The sequence below is a fragment of the Streptomyces clavifer genome (genome assembly GCF_036345975.1).
Classification (GTDB): Bacteria; Actinomycetota; Actinomycetes; order Streptomycetales; family Streptomycetaceae; genus Streptomyces; species Streptomyces clavifer.
The window spans coordinates 738,653-755,891 of record NZ_CP107793.1 but is presented as its reverse complement, the minus strand read 5'-3'; the positions used below and the strand labels follow the sequence as shown (position 1 = coordinate 755,891).

Sequence of the window (17,239 nt, the reverse complement as noted above, 5' to 3'; positions counted from 1 at the left end):
CGACAGCTGTGCGACGGCGCCGCGGCCCCATCGCGGCGCTCCCGTCAGTCGAGGACCACCGCCCGCACACACAGCACGTCGGGCAGATGCGAGGCGAGCTGCTGCCAGCTGTCCCCGTCGTCCGCACTCGCGTACACCTCGCCGTTGCGATTGCCGAAGTAGATGCCCGCAGGGTCGGCGTCGTCCGTGCAGAGCGCGTCACGCAGCACCGTGCCGTAGTGGTCGCCGTCCGGCAGGCCCCGGGTCAGCGGCTCCCAGGTCTCTCCCGCGTCCCGCGTGCGGAACACCCGGCAGCGGTGACCGGCGGGAACGCGGTCCGCGTCGGCGTTGATCGGGAAGACGTAGAACGTGTCCGCGCGGTGGGGATGGGCGGCGGCGGCGAATCCGAAGTCCGAGGGCAGCCCCGCGCCGATGTCCTTCCAGGTGCCCCCGGAGTCGTCGCTGCGGAACACGCCCCAGTGGTTCTGGAGATACAGCCGGTCCAGGTCGGCCGCGTCCCGGGTGACCTTGTGCACGCACTGGCCGAACTCGGGATCGGGATCCGGCAGGAAGACCGCGGACACACCCCTGTTGGACGGGACCCACCGCTCGCCACCGTCCTCGGTGCGGAACACTCCGGCGGTGGACACGGCGACGGTCACCGCCCGGGCGTCCCTGGGGTCGGTCAGGATGGTGTGCAGGCCCTCGCCGCCGCCACCCGGCACCCACTTGGACCTGGTGGGGTGCTCCCAGAGCGGGCGGACCAGCTCGAAGGACTCACCACCGTCCTCGGACCGGAACAGGGCGGCGGGCTCGGTCCCCGCGTAGACCACGCCGGGGGCCTCGGGGCCGGCCGGCTGCAGCTGCCAGACCCGCTCCAGCGACGCCTCGGTGAACGGGGGGAACTTCACCGCCGGCTGCTGCGGCTCGACCCACGTCGCGCCCAGATCGTCGGAGTGGAAGACCGAGGGCCCCCAGTGCGCGCTGTCGCCCCCGACCAGCAGCCGGGGCGACCCGCTGCGGCGCGTGTCGATCGCGATCGAGTAGATCGCCTGGGCATTGAAGTGCGGTTCGCCGAACTCCCACGTGCCACCTCGCCTGCGCCCGATGAAGAGTCCTTTGCGGGTGCCCACGGTGAGCAGAACCTCGGTCATGACACGACCTCCCGAAACGCCGTTGTACCGGATACGGGTCAGTCTGCACCCGGGCACTGACAAGGGCGCGCGGATCCGTGTTCGCGCAGGTCGCAGCGGCGAAGGCGGTCGGGACGGGGCAGTGACGGGGGCCGGGTGGGCCCGCTCCGTCCGTCGCGCCCCGATGTGGGCGCGCCTCCGGGCGGCCCGGGGGACGTCGCACGGGCCAACCGGTCGCCGCTCCGGCACGCGGGCACCGCGACGGCTCCTGGGCGGCGCGGCCCTCCGGCAGGTGCGTCGGCCCGACGTCTACTGCTGCCGATGCCGGAACAGTGCCGCGAACCCGCCCTCGTCGGCCCGGGTGTACGGCTCCAGCAGCAGGCGTTCCGGGGGCAGTGCCGGCCCCGTCATCGGGCCGGAGGGGCCGTGCTGCTGCGGACCACCAGGCTGGTCGCCAGGTCGACCCGTGTGGTCGCGGGCTGACGGCCCCTGCCGAGGTCGAGCACCAGGCGGGCGGCGGTCTCCGCCATCTCGATGAGCGGCTGGCGCACCGTGGTCAGCGGCGGGCCGATCCAGCGGGTGAGCGGCAGGTCGTCGAAGCCGACCACGCTGAGGTCCTGCGGGATGCGCAGCCCCAGCTCGCGGGCCGCCTCGTACACGCCGAGCGCCTGGAGGTCGTTGCCCGCGAAGATCGCGGTGGGCGGTTCCGGCAGGCGCAGCAGTTCCAGGGCCGCGGTGTAACCGTCCTCGTGGTTGAACTCGCCCTCGCGGACGAGCCCGGCGTCCATCGGCAGCCCCGAGGTCTCCAGGGCGGCCCGGTAGCCGTCCAGCCGGGCGCGGCTGCACATCATGCGGGCCGGGCCCCCGATCACGCCGATCCTGCGGTGCCCCAGCCCCGTCAGGTGGCGGGTGGCGGCCAGGCCGCCCTGCCAGTTGGCCGCCCCGACGGAGGGGATGTCGTCACCCGGATCGCCCGCCGGGTCCACCACGACGAACGGGATGGAGCGGCTGTTCAGCTGGGCGCGCTGTGCGGCGTCGAGGTCCGACAGCACCAGGATGACTCCGGCAGGACGGCGCGCCAGGACGCCGTCCACCCAGGTCTGGCCGGGGGTGAGCCGCCCGGCGCTCTCCGAGAGGACCAGGCTGAGCCCCTCCTCCCGGGCGACGTTCTCCACGCCCCGGACGACCTCCATCGCCCAGGCGCTGTCCAGCTCGTGGAAGACCAGGTCGATGAGCCGGGACTGCTGGGACGCGCCGCGCCTGCGGCGGTAGCCGTGCAGCAGCAGCAGCTCCTCCACCCTCGACCGCGTACCGGGGGCCACGTCGGCCCGGCCGTTCAGCACCTTCGAAACTGTCGGAGCCGAGACTCCGGCCGCTCGGGCGATCTCTGCCAGCGTGGCGGTGCTCTCCGACGACTCGTCGACGGGCGCCTTCTCCTGTGGGGGCTGGACCTTTGCGGGGCTCATGCACGAATCGTAGCCTCCCGCCGCCCTGGACACCTGCCCGGGCACGGTTCCGAAAACCTCGTTCCCGCCCTCTTGACGGGCCCGAAACCCGACCGTACGGTTCCGGCAACATTCGAACGTCACGCCGAAACATTCGACAGAGGTGCGGTCATGCGGTCGGGCATTTTCACTCCAGGTACACGTGGGACGAGATGGGTCGCGGCCGGCGCGGCGATGGCCATGGCCGGTCTGCTGGCCGGCTGCGGTTCCGGGGGCAGCGGCGGGGGCGGCGGAAGCATCACCGCGTACGTCTACGGCGACGACGCGGTCAAGGTTCAGCAGGCGGCGGTCGATTCCTTCAACAAGACCTCCGACGTCAAGGTCAAGCTGGTGTCGGTACCCGGCACCGACTACGTGAACAAGCTGCGCAGCTCCATGGGCTCGCCCAGCGCCCCGGACATCTTCTTCAACTGGGGCGGCGGTTCCATCAAGCCGTACGTCGACTCGAAGGACCTGGTCGACCTCACCTCGACCGTCAAGAACGACGCCACGCTCAAGGACGGCTTCCTGCCGTCGATCATGACCGCGGGCAGTCTCGACGGGAAGATCTACGGGGTGCCGATGCGCGGCATGCAGCCCGTGATGCTCTTCTACAACAAGTCCCTGTTCGCCGAGCACAAGCTCCAGGTCCCCAAGACGTGGGAGGACCTCCAGAAGGCCATCACCACCTTCAAGGCCGCGGGCATCATCCCCTTCGCCCTGGGCGGGGCCGACAAGTGGCCCGAGCTGATGTGGATGGAGTACCTGCTGGACCGGATCGGCGGACCCGAGGTCTTCCGGAAGATCCAGAACGGCGACACCGACGGCTGGGGCGACCCCGCGGTGCTCAAGACGGCGCAGACCGTCAAGGAGCTGATCGACGACGGCGCCTTCGGCAAGAACTTCAACTCGGTCGACTACGGCAACGGCGGAGCCCCGACCCTGCTCAACAAGGGCAAGGCCGCCATGCACCTCATGGGCTCGTGGGAGTACTCGACCCAGCTGGGCAAGGCACCCGAATTCGCCGAGAAGGACCTCGGCTGGACCGCGTTCCCGACGGTGGCGGGCGGAGTGGGCGACCCGGCGAACGTGGTGGGCAACCCGACCAACTACTGGTCCGTCAACGCCCGCACCAAGCACAAGGACACCGCCATCGCGTTCCTGAAGACGATGGCGTCGAAGACCTACGCACAGGCCGTCGTCGACAACGGTGACATTCCCACCACCTCCAACGCGGCCTCGCTGCTGAGCAGTTCGCCCAACCCCGAGTTCGCGAACGACCAGTACCAGATGGTCCAGGAGGCCCCGAGCTTCACCCTCTCGTGGGACCAGGCGCTGGAGGCCCAGTACGCCACCCCGATGCTCACCGAGATCAGCAAGCTGTTCGCCGGCACGACGACTCCCGAGAAGTTCGTCGAAGCGATGAAGGCCACCAGGTAACGATGTCCCACCACACTCCAGCGAAGAGGCGCGGAGACAGGAAGGCGGCCGTCGGCAACGTCGGCCGCCCCCCGGTCGGCTGGGCCGTCCCCGGCATCCTCTTCTTCGCCGTCTTCGCGATCGTCCCCCTGGCGATCGCCGTCTACCTCTCCTTCTGCGAATGGGACGGGCTCAACTCCCCGACCCCGACGGGCCTGGACAACTGGACCCGGTTGTTCAAGGACTCCGAATTCGGCCAGGCCGCCTGGCTGAGCCTCCTGCTCACCACGATCAGCTGGGCGTTCCAGACCCCGGTGGCCCTGCTGCTGGGCGTCTGGGCGGCGGGCCGCCAGCGCAGCCGGGCCGTGCTGTCGGCGATCTTCTTCATCCCGCTGCTGCTCTCCACGACCGCGATCGCCATGCTCTTCCACGCCCTCCTCGACCCCAACTTCGGTGTGATCAAGGAGATCGGCCCCTGGATCGGCGTCGACCCCAACGTCATGGGCTCGTCCACCGGCGCCCTCCTCATGGTGGCGTTCGTCGGCGGCTGGCAGTTCATGCCCTTCCACACGCTGATCTACCAGGGCGGTGCCCGGCAGATCCCGGAAGTCCTCTACCAGGCGGCGTCGATCGACGGCGCGGGCGTGGTGCGGCAGTTCTTCCACATCACGCTGCCGCAGCTGCGCCACACCATGACGACCTCGTCGGTCCTGATGATCGTCGGCTCGCTGACGTACTTCGACACCGTGCTCATCATGACCAAGGGCGGTCCCGGCACGGACACGACGATCCTGCCCTATCTGATGTACCGGACCGGCTTCCAGACCTACGACCTCGGCTACGCGGCCGCCATCGCCACCGCCCTCGTCGTCGTGGCCACCGGTCTGTCGCTGATCCTGGTCCGCTTCAGCGGCTTCGGATCCATGCGGTCCACCCGGGAAGGTATGTGACGAGATGTCGACCGACACCCGCCCCGCTGCACCGCAGCACGCATCGCCCGCGGCCCCGCGCCGCCCCGCCCCGGCCCGCCGTCGCAGGAGGCGGGGCAACCCGCTGGCCGGCCTGGGCTCCCTGGTCTGGCTCGTCCTCGTCCTGGTGCCGCTCTACACGCTGGTCTCCGCATCGCTGATGCGGCAGGACGAGGCGCTGAACGGCGACCCGCTGGCCTTCCCGACCGATCCGACGCTCGACAACTACGGCACCGTGCTGGACAGCGGCTTCCTCGCGCTGCTCGGCAACACCGCGATCGTCGCGGTGGCCACGGTCGCCCTCGTGCTCGTGCTTTCCGTCCCGGTGGCGTACGTGGCCGTGCGCACCCGCAGCCGCCTCTCGTCGCTCGCCTTCCGGACCTTCCTGCTCGGCGTGGCGATCCCGGCGCAGGCGGTGATCGTGCCGCTGTACCTGCTGATCGGGAAGATGGGCCTGTACGACACCCTGTACGCGATCATCCTGCCCACCGCGGCCTTCTCGATGCCGGTCGCGGTCCTGGTGCTCAGTGGCACCATGCGTGACGTCTCCGAGGAGATGTACGAGGCGATGTCCCTCGACGGGGCCTCACCCTTCCGGATGCTCTGGCAGCTCGCGGTGCCGCTGTCCAAGGCCGGGATCAGCACGGTGGCCATCTTCTCCGCGCTCCAGGCATGGAACGGCTTCCTCTTCCCGCTGATCCTCACGCAGTCGGAGGAGAACCGCGTCCTGACGCTGGGGCTGTTCAACTTCATGTCCCAGTTCGGAGTGAACATCCCCGCCGTGCTGGCCGCGATCGTCCTCTCCGTCGTACCCATCTTCGCCGTGTACCTCGTGGCCCGGCGGGCGCTGGTCAACGGACTGATGGGGGTGGGCGGCAAATAGGACGCCCCTGCCGCCCCGGACCACCGCACTCATGAGAGGAACCCCTGCCGCCATGGCAATGACCCCCGTCCCGCACGCCCGACCGGCCGATCCGGCCCCCGCCGTAGACGGCCCGTGGCGCGACCCGTCACTCAGCCCCGAGGAGCGGGTGGCCGATCTGGCGGCCCGGATGACGCTCGAGGAGAAGGCCGCGCAGCTGTACGGCGTCTGGGTGGGCGCCGACGCGGACGGCGACGGAGTCGCACCGCACCAGAACGACATGGTCGACCCCGTCGACTTCGAGGAGCTCACGACCCGCGGACTCGGCCAGCTCACCAGGCCGTTCGGCACCGCACCGGTGGACCCGGGCGTCGGCGCCGTCGCCCTGGCCAGGGCCCAGGCCAGGATCGCCGAGGCAGGAAGGTTCGGGATCCCGGCGCTCGCCCACGAGGAGTGCCTGGCGGGCTTCACCGCGTGGGGCGCCACCGCCTACCCCGTCCCGCTCGCCTGGGGCGCGGCCTGGGATCCGGAGCTGGTCGCCGAGATGGCGCACCGGATCGGCAACGACATGCGGTCGGTCGGTGTCCACCAAGGGCTCGCCCCCGTCCTGGACGTGGTCCGGGACCTTCGCTGGGGACGGGTCGAGGAGACCATCGGCGAGGACCCCTACCTGGTCGCCACCATCGGTACCGCCTATGTCCGGGGCCTGGAGTCCGCCGGGATCGTCGCCACGCTCAAGCACTTCGCGGGCTACTCCGCGTCGGCCGGTGCGCGGAACCTCTCCCCGGTCCGGGCCGGCGCCCGGGAGATGGCCGATGTGATCCTGCCGCCGTTCGAAATGGCCGTCCGCGACGGCGGCGCCCGCTCGGTGATGCACTCGTACGCCGAGATCGACGGGGTCCCGGCCGCCGCCGACCCGGCCCTGCTCACCGGACTCCTCAGGGACACCTGGGGATTCACCGGAACGGTGGTCGCGGACTACTTCGGCATCGGCTTCCTGGAGACCCTGCACAAGGTCGCCGCGGACCGCGCCGGCGCCGCCCGTCTCGCGCTCACCGCCGGGGTCGACGTCGAGCTGCCCACCGTGCGCAGCTACGGCGACGCCCTGGTCGCCGCCGTACGCGACGGAGTGGTGGCCGAGGAGTTGGTGGACCGCGCCCTGCACCGCGTCCTGCTCCAGAAGTGCGAGCTCGGACTGCTCGACCCGCACCGGCCCCCGCTGCCCGGCGTGCCCGACGGCGCGGAGCCGGAGGCGGCCCGCGGCACCGTGGATCTGGACCCGCCCCGGAACCGGGCGCTGGCCAGGCTCCTGGCCGAGCGCTCCTGTGTCCTGCTGGCCAATCCCGGTGACGCCCTGCCGCTGACCGGCACCGGACGGATCGCGGTCGTGGGACCCCGTGCCGACGACCCGCTGGCCATGCTCGGCTGCTATTCCTTCCCCAGCCACGTCGGGGTCTCGCACCCCGACGTGCCGATGGGGATCGCCGTCCCGACGGTGCTGGAGTCGCTGCGCGAGGAGTTCCCCGACGCGGGCGTCGACTTCGCCCGGGGCTGCGACGTGGACGGTACGGACGCCTCCGGGATCCCGGAGGCCGCCGGACTGGCCGCGGGCGCCGACGTCTGCGTGGCCGTACTCGGCGATCGGGCGGGGCTGTTCGGCCGCGGTACCTCGGGGGAGGGCTGCGACGCGTCCGACCTGTCGCTGCCCGGCCTCCAGGGCGAGCTGCTCGACGCACTGCTGGCGACGGGCACGCCGGTGGTCCTGGTGCTGCTGACGGGACGGACGTACGCGCTCGGCGGCCGGGCGGACCGGCTGGCCGGGTGTGTGCAGGCGTTCTTCCCCGGTGAGGAGGGGGGTCCGGCGCTGGCGGGTGTGCTCTCGGGGCGGGTCAACCCCTCCGGGCGGCTGCCCGTCGGCGTCCCCCACGGTCCGGGCGGGCAGCCGTGGACGTATCTGCAGCCGCCGCTGGGCCGGGCCAACGGGGTGAGCAATCTGGATCCCACACCGCTCTACCCGTTCGGCCACGGGCTCTCGTACACGTCGTTCGCGTGGGAGCCCGGAACCGGTGTCCCGGCCGAGCTCCCCACCGACGGTGCCTGCGACCTCGGGATCACGGTGACCAACACCGGTGACCGGGAGGGCGCCGAGGTGGTCCAGCTCTACGTCCACGACCCGGTCGCCCAGACCACGCGCCCGGAGTCCCGGCTGATCGGCTACGTCCGGGTGCCGCTGGCCGCGGGGGAGTCGCGGCTGGTCCGCTTCGCCTTCCACGCGGACCTGGTCTCGTTCACCGGGGTCGGCGGTCACCGGATCGTCGAGCCCGGGGACCTGGAGCTGCGCTTCGCCGCCTCCAGCGACGCCGCCGACGTCCGGCACACGGTACGACTGCGCCTCACCGGTCCGGAACGGTCCGTCGACCACCGGCGCCGCCTGGTCTGCGCCACGACGACGGAACCGGTGCACACGGCGGTCTGACGGGTGGGGGGCGGCCGTCTCCGCCGGTCCTCGCACACTCCTTCCGGGGGTGTGCGAGGACGCCCTCGAAACTTTCGATCCCTGCCACCGGGGCCTGCGAGGGAACGCGAACCGGCAGGGGCCCGCGACACCTCGGACGGTGTCCACCGCACCGGCACAGCACACCTCTTCGGCCGGGCCGGCGCGCATGTGCTCAAATGCGTGGGTCGACCCGACGGTGGTGCCGCAGAAACGACCTCGTGGTGGACGCCGGCGGCCTCGATCCCAGCCGACTGGGCCCGCCGGAGAATCTCCGGCGGAGCCGTGCCGACCGGAGCGGGACGAGGAGGCGACACGGATGAGCATCGAGATCGAGGACACCGAGGGACGCGGCGTGGCGCTGGAGGTGGTCCCCGGCCCGGCCGAGGGACCTGTCCGCGTCGCGATCCTGCTGAAGGGCCCGGCGGCTCACGCCTCCTGGTCCTGCTCTCCGGCCGCGGCCAGGGCACTGGCCGCGGCGCTCGTCGGGGCAGCCGAAGAGGCGGAGAACGCACGGTCGGGGGAGCCCGTCACCGTCAAGGCGGGCGAACTCCTCCGCGGCGACGTCAGGGACGGCGACCGGCTCATGACGGTGGAGTCCGTCCGCCCGCAGGGGGAGAACGTGCACGTGACATGGACCTCGGGCGGCGGGCGCAGCTGGAGCCAGGTCTACGAGGCCGGTGCCGACATCAGGCTCAGGCGCAGGCTGCGGCCCTGAAGGTGGGGGAGTCGGGGCATGCCGGTCCGGGTGCCCGGCATCCGGCGGTGCCTCTTTGTACGGCGCTTCTCGTACTACGGTGAATCTCGTACTACGGTGAATCTCGTAGTACGGTGAATCTCGTACAAGTGGGCGGCCCGTCGTGTCGGGGTCCGTCCCTGCCCGTCCGTCGCATTCCGAAGAAGCGGAGACCCCTGTGAGTGCACTCTTCGAGCCCTACGTCCTGCGGTCACTGACCGTCCCCAACCGCATCTGGATGGCGCCCATGTGCCAGTACAGCGCGGAGGCGTCAGGCCCGGACGCGGGCACGGCGAACGACTGGCACTTCGCCCACTACACCGCCCGCGCGGCGGGCGGCACCGGCCTGATCCTGGTGGAGGCCACCGCAGTCAGCCCGGAGGGCCGGATCAGCCACGCGGACCTCGGCATATGGAACGACCGGCAGGTCGAGGCCTTCCGTCGCATCACCGGCTTCCTGACCCGCCAGGGGACCGTTCCCGGCATCCAGCTCGCCCACGCCGGACGCAAGGCGTCGACCGACCTCCCCTGGCGCGGCGGCGGCCCCGTCGACGCGGGAACCCCGGGCGGCGAGGGCTGGCAGACGGTCGCCCCGAGCCCTGTCGCGTACGACGAGGGCCACCCGGTGCCCGGGGAGCTGACCACCGAGGAGATCCAGCAGGTCGTCGCGCAGTTCGCGGACGCCGCCCGCCGGGCGCTCGCGGCCGGCTTCCGCGTCGCCGAGATCCACGGTGCGCACGGCTACCTGATCGGCCAGTTCCTCTCCCCGCACACCAACCGCCGCACCGACGAGTACGGCGGCTCCTTCGAGAACCGCACCCGCTTCGCCCTGCAGGTCGTGGACGCGGTGCGGGCCGTGTGGCCCGAGGAGCTCCCCCTGCTCTTCCGCATCTCCGCCACCGACTGGCTGACCGAGAACGCGGACGACGGACGCGAGGGCTGGACCGCCGACGACACCGTCCGCTTCGCACGCGAACTGCGGGCGCACGGCGTCGACCTGCTGGACGTCTCGACCGGCGGGCTCGCCCCGGGCGCGCGGATCCCCGTCGGCCCCGGCTACCAGGTGCCGTTCGCCGAGCGGGTGCGTACCGAGACGGGTCTTCCGGTGGCCGCGGTCGGGCTGATCACCGACCCGGTGCAGGCCGAGAAGATCCTCTCCGACGGCAGTGCGGACGCGGTGCTCCTCGGCCGGGAACTGCTCCGCGACCCCTACTTCGCCCGCAGTGCCGCGCGAGCGCTCGGTGGCGACGTGACGGTACCCGAACAGTACGGCCGGGCGGTCTGACGCTTCCTCTGTCGGTACGCTGTGCCGCGATGTTCACTCCACAGGGACCCACGCTCCGCGAACTGGCCGTTCAGGCGCTCTCCTCCACGATGCGCGGATACGACCTGCTCGCCCCCAAGTTCGACCGGACGCCCTACCGGACCCCGGACCGGGTCCTCGACGCCGTCGAAGGGACCGTGCGGCCGCTCGGTCCCTTCGCGCGAGGGCTCGACGTCTGCTGCGGCACCGGAGCGGGCGTGGGCGTCCTGCGCCGGCTGTGCGGCGAGCGGGTCACCGGGGTCGACTTCAGCGCGGGCATGCTCGCCGTCGCGCAGGCCGGGCAGGGGCCTACCCCCGTGCCCGGCGACGGACCGGCCGTGGACTATGTGCGGGCCGACGCCCGGGCACTGCCCTTCGCGCCGGTCTTCGACCTGGCCCTCAGCCTCGGGGCGTTCGGTCATTTCCTGCCGCGGGAGCGGCCCGGGCTGTTCGGCCAGGTGCACGCCTCGTTGCGCCCCGGCGGCCGGTTCGTCTTCCCGGTCGGCGCCCCACCCGCGGTGGGTTCCCGGGCCTACTGGTCGCTGTTCGGCTTCGACGCGGCCATGCGGCTGCGCAACGCCCTGTGGCATCCGCGATTCGTCATGTACTACCGCACGTTCCCGCTGCCCGCGGTCGTGGACGATCTCGTACGCACCGGATTCGAGGTGCGGCTGCTGCCCATGGAGGACCTCGGCCGCCGCCCGGACGGCAGCCCGCGCGCCCGGTTGGTGGTCGCCACCCGTCGTTAAAATACGACAGGTCTCGTACAATGGTCGCTCCTGGACGAATGGAGCCACCGTGACGAACGCCCGTGCGCTCGCCCATCCCGCACGCGAGGAGATCCGCGTCGAGGGGGTGCTCCACGCGCTCTCCGACCCGATACGGCTGCGCATCGTGCGCCAGCTGGCGGGCGCGGCGGACGAACTGGCCTGCTCACGCTTCGAACTCCCGGTCTCCAAGTCCACCACCACGCACCACTTCCGGGTGCTGCGCGAGAGCGGCGTCATCCAGCAGATCTACCGGGGCACCGCGAAGCTGAGCGGTCTGCGGACGGAGGACCTGGACACCCTCTTCCCCGGGCTGCTCTCCAGTGTTCTCGGTGCGGCGGACCTCCAGGCGAAGCGACTGGGCGAGGACTGACACCTCCCCGGCGCGCCCCTCAGCGGCCCTCGCCCCTCGCCGCGTCGAGCAGACCGGACCAGTCGGGGATCTTCACTCGCCCCCGGCCCAGCGAGCGCCCCAGCTCCGCCTCGGCGCGCTCGATCGACAGCCAGCCGTCCCACTCCACCGGCAACTGACCCGATGCCCGCAGGGCTTCCAGCGGATCGGCGGTCACGTCTCCGCGCACGAGCAGCGGAGCGTCCTCGACCAGTGAGGCGACCGTCTCCTTGGCGCACGACCTGTTCGAACCGATCACACCGGTCGGGCCGCGCTTGATCCACCCGGCAACGTACTCCCCGGGAGATGCCACGCCGTCCCTGAGCACCCGGCCGGCGAGGTGCGGCACGGTGCCGTGCGCGGGATCGAAGGGCAGCCCGGGCAGCGGCGTCCCCCGGTACCCCACGGCCCGCAGGACCAGCTGGGCCTCGACGTCCTCGTACGCGCCGGTGTCCCGTACGCCCCCGGCACCGTCCGGAGCCGTACGCGCGAACCGGACCCCGGCGACCCGCCCGCCCCGCTCCAGCAGCTCCACCGGGCGCAGGAAGAACCGCATCCGGATGCGGCGCTCCAAGCCGTGCGGGGCGGGTGGCGGGTTCTGCGACCAACCGCGCAGCACCTCCAGATTCCGCCGGACCACGGCGGGCAGCGGCGGCGTGCCCGGCCCGCCCGCCGGAGCCGCGTAGGCCGGGTCGAGGGCGAGCTCCGTACCGTCCACGACCATCCGGACGCCCGGCAGCGCACCGAGCTCGCGCAGTTCCTTGGTGGTGAACCTCGCCTGCGAGGGACCGCGCCGGCCCGCGATGTGCACGTCGCGCACCCGGCTCGAGCCGAGCGCGTCCAGTGCGGCCCGCGGCACATCGGTGGCCCGCAGCTCGGCCGCACCGCGGGCGAGGATCCGGGCGACGTCGACCGCGACGTTGCCGACCCCGACCACCACGGCCGAACCGGCGTGGAGCGCGAAGCCGTCGGCGGCCGCGTCCGGGTGGGCGCTGTACCAGGAGACGAACTCGGTGGCCGAGAAGCTGCCCGGCAGGTCCTCCCCGGGGACGGACAGCGGGCGGTCCGCCGCCGCGCCGACGCAGTAGACCACCGCGTGGTAGAGCTCCTTCAGCCGGGCGGGTGACAGACCGCCCGGACCGCCGACCTCGACGTGCCCGACGAAGGTGATCCGTTCGTCCTCCAGCACCGCCCGGAGGCTGCTCTGGAGCGACTTGATCTTCTCGTGGTCGGGCGCCACGCCGTAGCGGACCAGACCGTAGGGCGTGGGGAGCCTGTCCAGCACGTGCACCCGCACATCGGGGACCCGCGACTGCTGCAGCAGGGCCTGGGCCGTGTAGACCCCGCTGGGACCCGAACCGACGACTGCGACACGGAGCACGGCGCACCTCTTCCCGCAGGATGCCTCCAGCATGGCACCGCGGCGCGGAACCGGGGAGGTGCGGCGCGGGCCCGGTTCCCGCGGGTCCGTCAGGGCATCAGTCCGCGCATCCGGTCGACCTCGACGGTCTGCTGGGCGACGACGTCATTGGCCATCTCCTCCACCAGCACGTTGTTGCCGTCCGCCAGCACCTCCGTCGCCATGGTGACCGCCCCCTGGTGGTGGGTGATCATCAGCTCGAGGAACAGCGTGTCGAACGCCTTGCCCCGCGCTGCGCGCAACCGCTCCAGCTGGGCGTCGGACGCCATCCCGGGCATCGCGGAGTGTTCGTGCGCCTCCTCGCGCTCGTCCCCGCCGTGATTCGTCAGCCACCCCTGCATGGCGGCGATCTCCGGCCTCTGCCCCGCCGCTATGCGCTCCGCGAGCCGCTTGACGGGGGTGGAGGAGGCCCGGTCGGGGACGAGCGCGGTGAGGACGAGGGCCTGTTCGTGATGCCCGATCATCATCCTGGTGTAGCGGAAGTCCGCCGAGTTGGGGGCGTCGCTCCCGGCGACGGCCTTCAGCGCGTCCTCGGCCGACATCGTGCCGGCCGGTTCACCCGGCTTCCCGGGCGCCACCACCGTGAGGCCCTTGTCCGCCGCGTCGTCCGCCCCGTCGCCGCCGCTGCCCGCATCGCAGGCGCTCAGGGCGAGTACGGCGGCCGCGAGCGTGGCCGTGAGTGCGGCTGCGCGTCCGCGTGTGGTCCGACGGTGGATCAGCACGGCGACCTCCTGTGCCACATGGTTGTGTTGCAGACCGTCCTAACACCTTCCACAGGGCAATGATCAAAAACTTTTATTACGTCTCTGTTGCCATCTGTTGGTGTGTACATGCGAGGGACGATACTGCCGGGGTCCAGGAACCGTTCCTCAACGAACGGACACTAGGGAGGACGCAGTGACCTCGTTGCACACCACCAGCGTGCGGCGCAGACGTCTGGGTGTGGCGGCAGCCGCGGCCGGGCTCATCGCCACTCTGCTGACGGCCGGACCCGCGGCCGCGACACCCGACCCGGGTGACACCGCCGCCACCCGCAGCGGTATATCCGTGAGTCAGCAGGCCGAGGCCGAAGCCGCGATCAAGAGCGGTGAGATACCCGGCGTGGACGAGATCGTCCACAGCGACAACATCGAGCACCTCGCCAACGTCCCCAAGGACGCGCTCGCGGGGACCAACACGGACCTCGCGTTCCAGGGGAAGTACGCCTTCGCAGGCAACTACGACGGCTTCCGGATCTTCGACGTGAGCAATCCGAAGAAGCCGAGGACCGTCGCACAGGTGCTGTGCCCCGGCTCGCAGAACGACATCTCGGTCTCGGGAGACCTGCTCTTCCTGTCCACCGACTCCTCGCGCAGTGACAACTCCTGTGCCAGCACCACGCAGCCCGCCACGGAGAAGTCCTCCTGGGAGGGCATGAAGGTCTTCGACATCAGCGACAAGCGCAACCCGAAGTACGTCGCCGCTGTCGAGACCGCGTGCGGTTCGCACACCCACACGATCATTCCCGAGCGCAAGAGCGTCTACGTGTACGTCTCCTCGTACTCGCCGAACGAGACGTTCCCGGACTGCCAGCCGCCGCACGACGGGATCTCCGTCATCAAGGTGCCGCGCAGCGCCCCCGAGAAGTCCCGGATCGTGAACTTCCCGGTGCTCTTCGCGGACGGCGGCAACCCGGGTGCGCCGACCAACCCGGGCGTCTCCAAGACCACCGGCTGCCACGACATCACGGTGCTGCCCTCGAAGGACCTGGCAGCAGGGGCGTGCATGGGCGACGGTCTGCTGTTCTCCATCAAGGACCCGGAGAACCCCAAGATCATCGACAGGGTCCAGGACAACGTGAACTTCGCGTTCTGGCACTCCGCCACCTTCAACCAGGGTGCGGACAAGGTCGTCTTCACCGATGAGCTCGGCGGCGGCGGAGCGGCCACCTGCAACGACGCGATCGGCCCGAACCGGGGTGCCGACGGCATCTACGACATCATCGGGAGGGGCGACCACCGCAAGCTGGTCTTCCGCAGCTACTTCAAGATCGACCGGCCGCAGGCCGACACCGAGGTCTGTGTCGCGCACAACGGTTCGATCATCCCGGTCAAGGGCCGCGACCTGATGGTCCAGGCCTGGTACCAGGGCGGAGTCTCCGTGTGGGACTTCACCAACTCCTCGAAGCCGAAGGAGATCGCGTACTTCGAGCGCGGTCCGGTCTCCACGGCTGCCGTCACCACGGCCGGCCCGTGGTCGGCGTACTACTACAACGGCTACATCTACTCCAACGACATCGCCAAGGGCTTCGACGTGCTGAAGCTCGACGACCGGCGGACGGACCCGGCGAAGAAGGTGCGGCTGCAGGAGCTCAACGTGCAGACGCAGCCCGACTACTTCGACCGCTGACCCGCCCGCTCCTCCCCGTACCCCGCGCACGGGAACAGCAGTGCCCCGCCGGGTGGCTCCACCCGGCGGGGCACGCTTATCTCGTTGACCGGTGAGCCGCAGGGGGAGATGCTGTAGCCCCTGATTCCGGCGACGCGGGGGATCGCCGGAATCAGAGGGGCCGGCGCTGTCCGTCGCCCCTCAGGCGGCGGGGCGCCTGCTCGTGCCCGCCGCGGCGGCCCACTCGACCAGCAGACTCTGGTACTCCCGCTCGTCGTCCGGGGACAGCATCCCGCCCGAGCGCTGCCACAGGTCACGAATCGCTTCGTTGATCTCGGAGGCAGGACGCACGGAAACAGATGTGTTCGGATACGGGGACATGGGTACAAGGCTAGGCCCCCGCACGGCCATGGACCCCATCGAGGGACAGGGATATCCCTCACACCGTCTCCCGGAATCCTTCACGACCCGTCGCCCTCCCCTCCCGGGCGCGCGCCGCCAGACCGAGCGCTCCGAGTCCGTCCGGGCGCTCCGCCACGGGCAGGTGGTCCACGAAACAGACCTCACAGCCCAGTGCCGCCGCGCCCCCGTCGGCGCGGCGGTCGTCACCGACCATGACCACGTCCGACGGATCCAGCCCGAGCCGCGCGCAGGCGGCTGTGAACAGGCGCGGATCCGGCTTCTGGACGCCGTGCTCGTAGGACAGGACGTACGCGTCGACCAGCTCGTCCAGGCCGTGCGCGCGGAAGACGGGCCGCAGGTCCCAGCCGATGTTGCTCACGACACCGACCGGAATCCCCTCGTCCCGCAGGTCCCGCAGCACCTCCGCCGCGTCGGGGTACGGCTGCCAGGCGTCCGGGCACATATGGCGCTCGTACAGTGCGTCGTACAGCCCCGGGTCCGGGAGGGCAACCTCGCGGGCCAGGCCGGTGTACGCCTCACGGTGCTCCTCGGCGCTCCGGTCGCGGGCGGCCCACACGGAGGCCAGCCCCGGCGGGACCTGCTGGGGGTGGGGGCCGCCGGGCAGCGCCCCGGCGAGGGTCAGCTGCCGTACGCACCGGTCGAAATCGGGCCGGTCCATCGCCGTACCGCGCGCTTCGAGCACGGCACGCAGCCACGAGCCGACGGGCTCGATACGGAAGAGGGTTCCGGAGAAGTCGAACAGCACACCCTTGATCTGCATGCTCCGATCCTCGCCGCTGCGCGGGCCGCCCTACAAGGGCGCATCCGCGCCACCGGCCGTCCGGCGGGCGGCGTACCCGGCGACCGCGCCGTACCCGACGACGGCGAAGGCGACCACGGCCGCGCCCAGCAGCAGCCCGCCCAGCACGTCGGTCGGCCAGTGCACGCCGAGGTAGACCCGCGTGACGGCCACGCCCACGACGGAGACGACGGCCAGGGCCACCGCGGCCCACCACCAGGGGGACCTCGAGCCGTACAGGCGCAGCAGCCACAGCAGCAGTCCGCAGCTGACCATCGCCGTCATCGCGTGGCCCGAAGGGAAGGCCGCGTAGTGTGCCGAGTCGACCGGATCGGGCCACTCGGGACGCTCCCGGCCCAGTGCGGCCTTCAGCCCCTGCTGCACGAGGGTGGCGAACGCGCTGACCGCGGCCACCCACGCGGCGAGCAGGCGCGCACCGTGCCGCCACAGCGCGACGACCGCCACGGCGATCAGGATGCGCATCGTCCACGGGTCCCACACCCAGTCCGTCAGTACCCGGTTGACCCGGACCAGCCCGGGTTCGGTCACCGCACTGCGGTGCAGTGCCTCGGCCACCGAGGTGTCCAGTGCCATCAGGGGCGACCAGCGCACCGCGACCAGGGTGAGGAGGACGACGGAGAAGAACGTGCAGACGATGCCCGTACTCAGCAGGAAGGACCGGGTGCGTGGAGGGAGCGAGGGGGAGTGCATGGGG

The 17,239-nt window shown here is 71.3% G+C and carries 16 protein-coding genes; 9 read left to right on the top strand and 7 right to left on the bottom strand.

Annotated elements, in window-relative coordinates:
* Positions 1–44: 44 nt before the first annotated feature.
* Complete coding sequence (locus OG927_RS03055) at positions 45–1,133, bottom strand: WD40/YVTN/BNR-like repeat-containing protein (protein WP_056795142.1); 1,089 nt, start codon at positions 1,131–1,133, stop codon at positions 45–47.
* 386 nt (positions 1,134–1,519) lie between these two features.
* Positions 1,520–2,578: a LacI family DNA-binding transcriptional regulator gene (locus OG927_RS03050; RefSeq protein ID WP_079099254.1), complete on the bottom strand. Its 1,059-nt coding sequence runs from the start codon at positions 2,576–2,578 to the stop codon at positions 1,520–1,522.
* Positions 2,579–2,791: 213 nt separating this feature from the next.
* Between OG927_RS03050 and OG927_RS03045 the strand changes: the two genes are divergently transcribed.
* The 8 genes from OG927_RS03045 to OG927_RS03010 all read left to right on the top strand — a co-directional run bounded on the left by OG927_RS03045 (position 2,792) and on the right by OG927_RS03010 (position 11,518).
* Positions 2,792–4,036, top strand: a complete 1,245-nt coding sequence (locus tag OG927_RS03045) for an extracellular solute-binding protein (protein ID WP_206431877.1) — start codon at positions 2,792–2,794, stop codon at positions 4,034–4,036.
* A 2-nt stretch (positions 4,037–4,038) separates the two neighbouring features.
* A complete protein-coding gene (locus OG927_RS03040; RefSeq protein WP_330319650.1) occupies positions 4,039–4,965 on the top strand; it encodes a carbohydrate ABC transporter permease in 927 nt (308 codons plus the stop codon).
* Positions 4,966–4,969: 4 nt separating this feature from the next.
* The gene (locus OG927_RS03035; RefSeq protein ID WP_056795133.1) at positions 4,970–5,866 is read left to right on the top strand and encodes a carbohydrate ABC transporter permease; all 897 of its coding nucleotides are present in this window, start codon (positions 4,970–4,972) and stop codon (positions 5,864–5,866) included.
* Between the two features lie 52 nt (positions 5,867–5,918).
* Complete coding sequence (locus OG927_RS03030; protein ID WP_330319649.1) at positions 5,919–8,321, top strand: beta-xylosidase/alpha-l-arabinosidase; 2,403 nt, start codon at positions 5,919–5,921, stop codon at positions 8,319–8,321.
* A gap of 337 nt (positions 8,322–8,658) precedes the next feature.
* Entirely contained in the window at positions 8,659–9,057 is a 399-nt protein-coding gene (locus OG927_RS03025) for a hypothetical protein (protein ID WP_056795126.1), read from the top strand.
* A gap of 196 nt (positions 9,058–9,253) precedes the next feature.
* The gene (locus OG927_RS03020) at positions 9,254–10,360 is read left to right on the top strand and encodes an NADH:flavin oxidoreductase/NADH oxidase (protein ID WP_330319648.1); all 1,107 of its coding nucleotides are present in this window, start codon (positions 9,254–9,256) and stop codon (positions 10,358–10,360) included.
* 29 nt (positions 10,361–10,389) lie between these two features.
* Entirely contained in the window at positions 10,390–11,127 is a 738-nt protein-coding gene (locus OG927_RS03015) for a class I SAM-dependent methyltransferase (protein ID WP_124283116.1), read from the top strand.
* A 49-nt stretch (positions 11,128–11,176) separates the two neighbouring features.
* Positions 11,177–11,518, top strand: coding sequence for an ArsR/SmtB family transcription factor (locus OG927_RS03010; RefSeq protein WP_056795115.1), 342 nt, complete (start codon positions 11,177–11,179; stop codon positions 11,516–11,518).
* Positions 11,519–11,537: 19 nt separating this feature from the next.
* Here the strand turns inward: OG927_RS03010 and OG927_RS03005 are convergent, their stop codons facing one another.
* Together OG927_RS03005 and OG927_RS03000 are read right to left on the bottom strand one after the other, a co-directional pair.
* The gene (locus tag OG927_RS03005; RefSeq protein WP_056795109.1) at positions 11,538–12,917 is read right to left on the bottom strand and encodes an FAD-dependent oxidoreductase; all 1,380 of its coding nucleotides are present in this window, start codon (positions 12,915–12,917) and stop codon (positions 11,538–11,540) included.
* Positions 12,918–13,006: 89 nt separating this feature from the next.
* Positions 13,007–13,678 carry a DUF305 domain-containing protein gene (locus tag OG927_RS03000; protein WP_124283117.1) on the bottom strand — a complete coding sequence of 224 codons (672 nt, stop codon included), beginning with the start codon at positions 13,676–13,678 and terminating at the stop codon, positions 13,007–13,009.
* A 175-nt stretch (positions 13,679–13,853) separates the two neighbouring features.
* Between OG927_RS03000 and OG927_RS02995 the strand changes: the two genes are divergently transcribed.
* Positions 13,854–15,344 carry an LVIVD repeat-containing protein gene (locus OG927_RS02995; protein WP_124283118.1) on the top strand — a complete coding sequence of 497 codons (1,491 nt, stop codon included), beginning with the start codon at positions 13,854–13,856 and terminating at the stop codon, positions 15,342–15,344.
* Positions 15,345–15,524: 180 nt separating this feature from the next.
* Here the strand turns inward: OG927_RS02995 and OG927_RS02990 are convergent, their stop codons facing one another.
* From OG927_RS02990 to OG927_RS02980, 3 genes are read right to left on the bottom strand one after another with little or no spacing between them, the layout of a single operon-like run.
* The gene (locus OG927_RS02990) at positions 15,525–15,704 is read right to left on the bottom strand and encodes a hypothetical protein (RefSeq protein ID WP_056795967.1); all 180 of its coding nucleotides are present in this window, start codon (positions 15,702–15,704) and stop codon (positions 15,525–15,527) included.
* A 58-nt stretch (positions 15,705–15,762) separates the two neighbouring features.
* A complete protein-coding gene (locus OG927_RS02985; RefSeq protein ID WP_124283119.1) occupies positions 15,763–16,506 on the bottom strand; it encodes an HAD family hydrolase in 744 nt (247 codons plus the stop codon).
* Between the two features lie 30 nt (positions 16,507–16,536).
* Positions 16,537–17,235, bottom strand: a complete 699-nt coding sequence (locus tag OG927_RS02980) for a phosphatase PAP2 family protein (RefSeq protein ID WP_056795100.1) — start codon at positions 17,233–17,235, stop codon at positions 16,537–16,539.
* Positions 17,236–17,239: the final 4 nt, after the last annotated feature.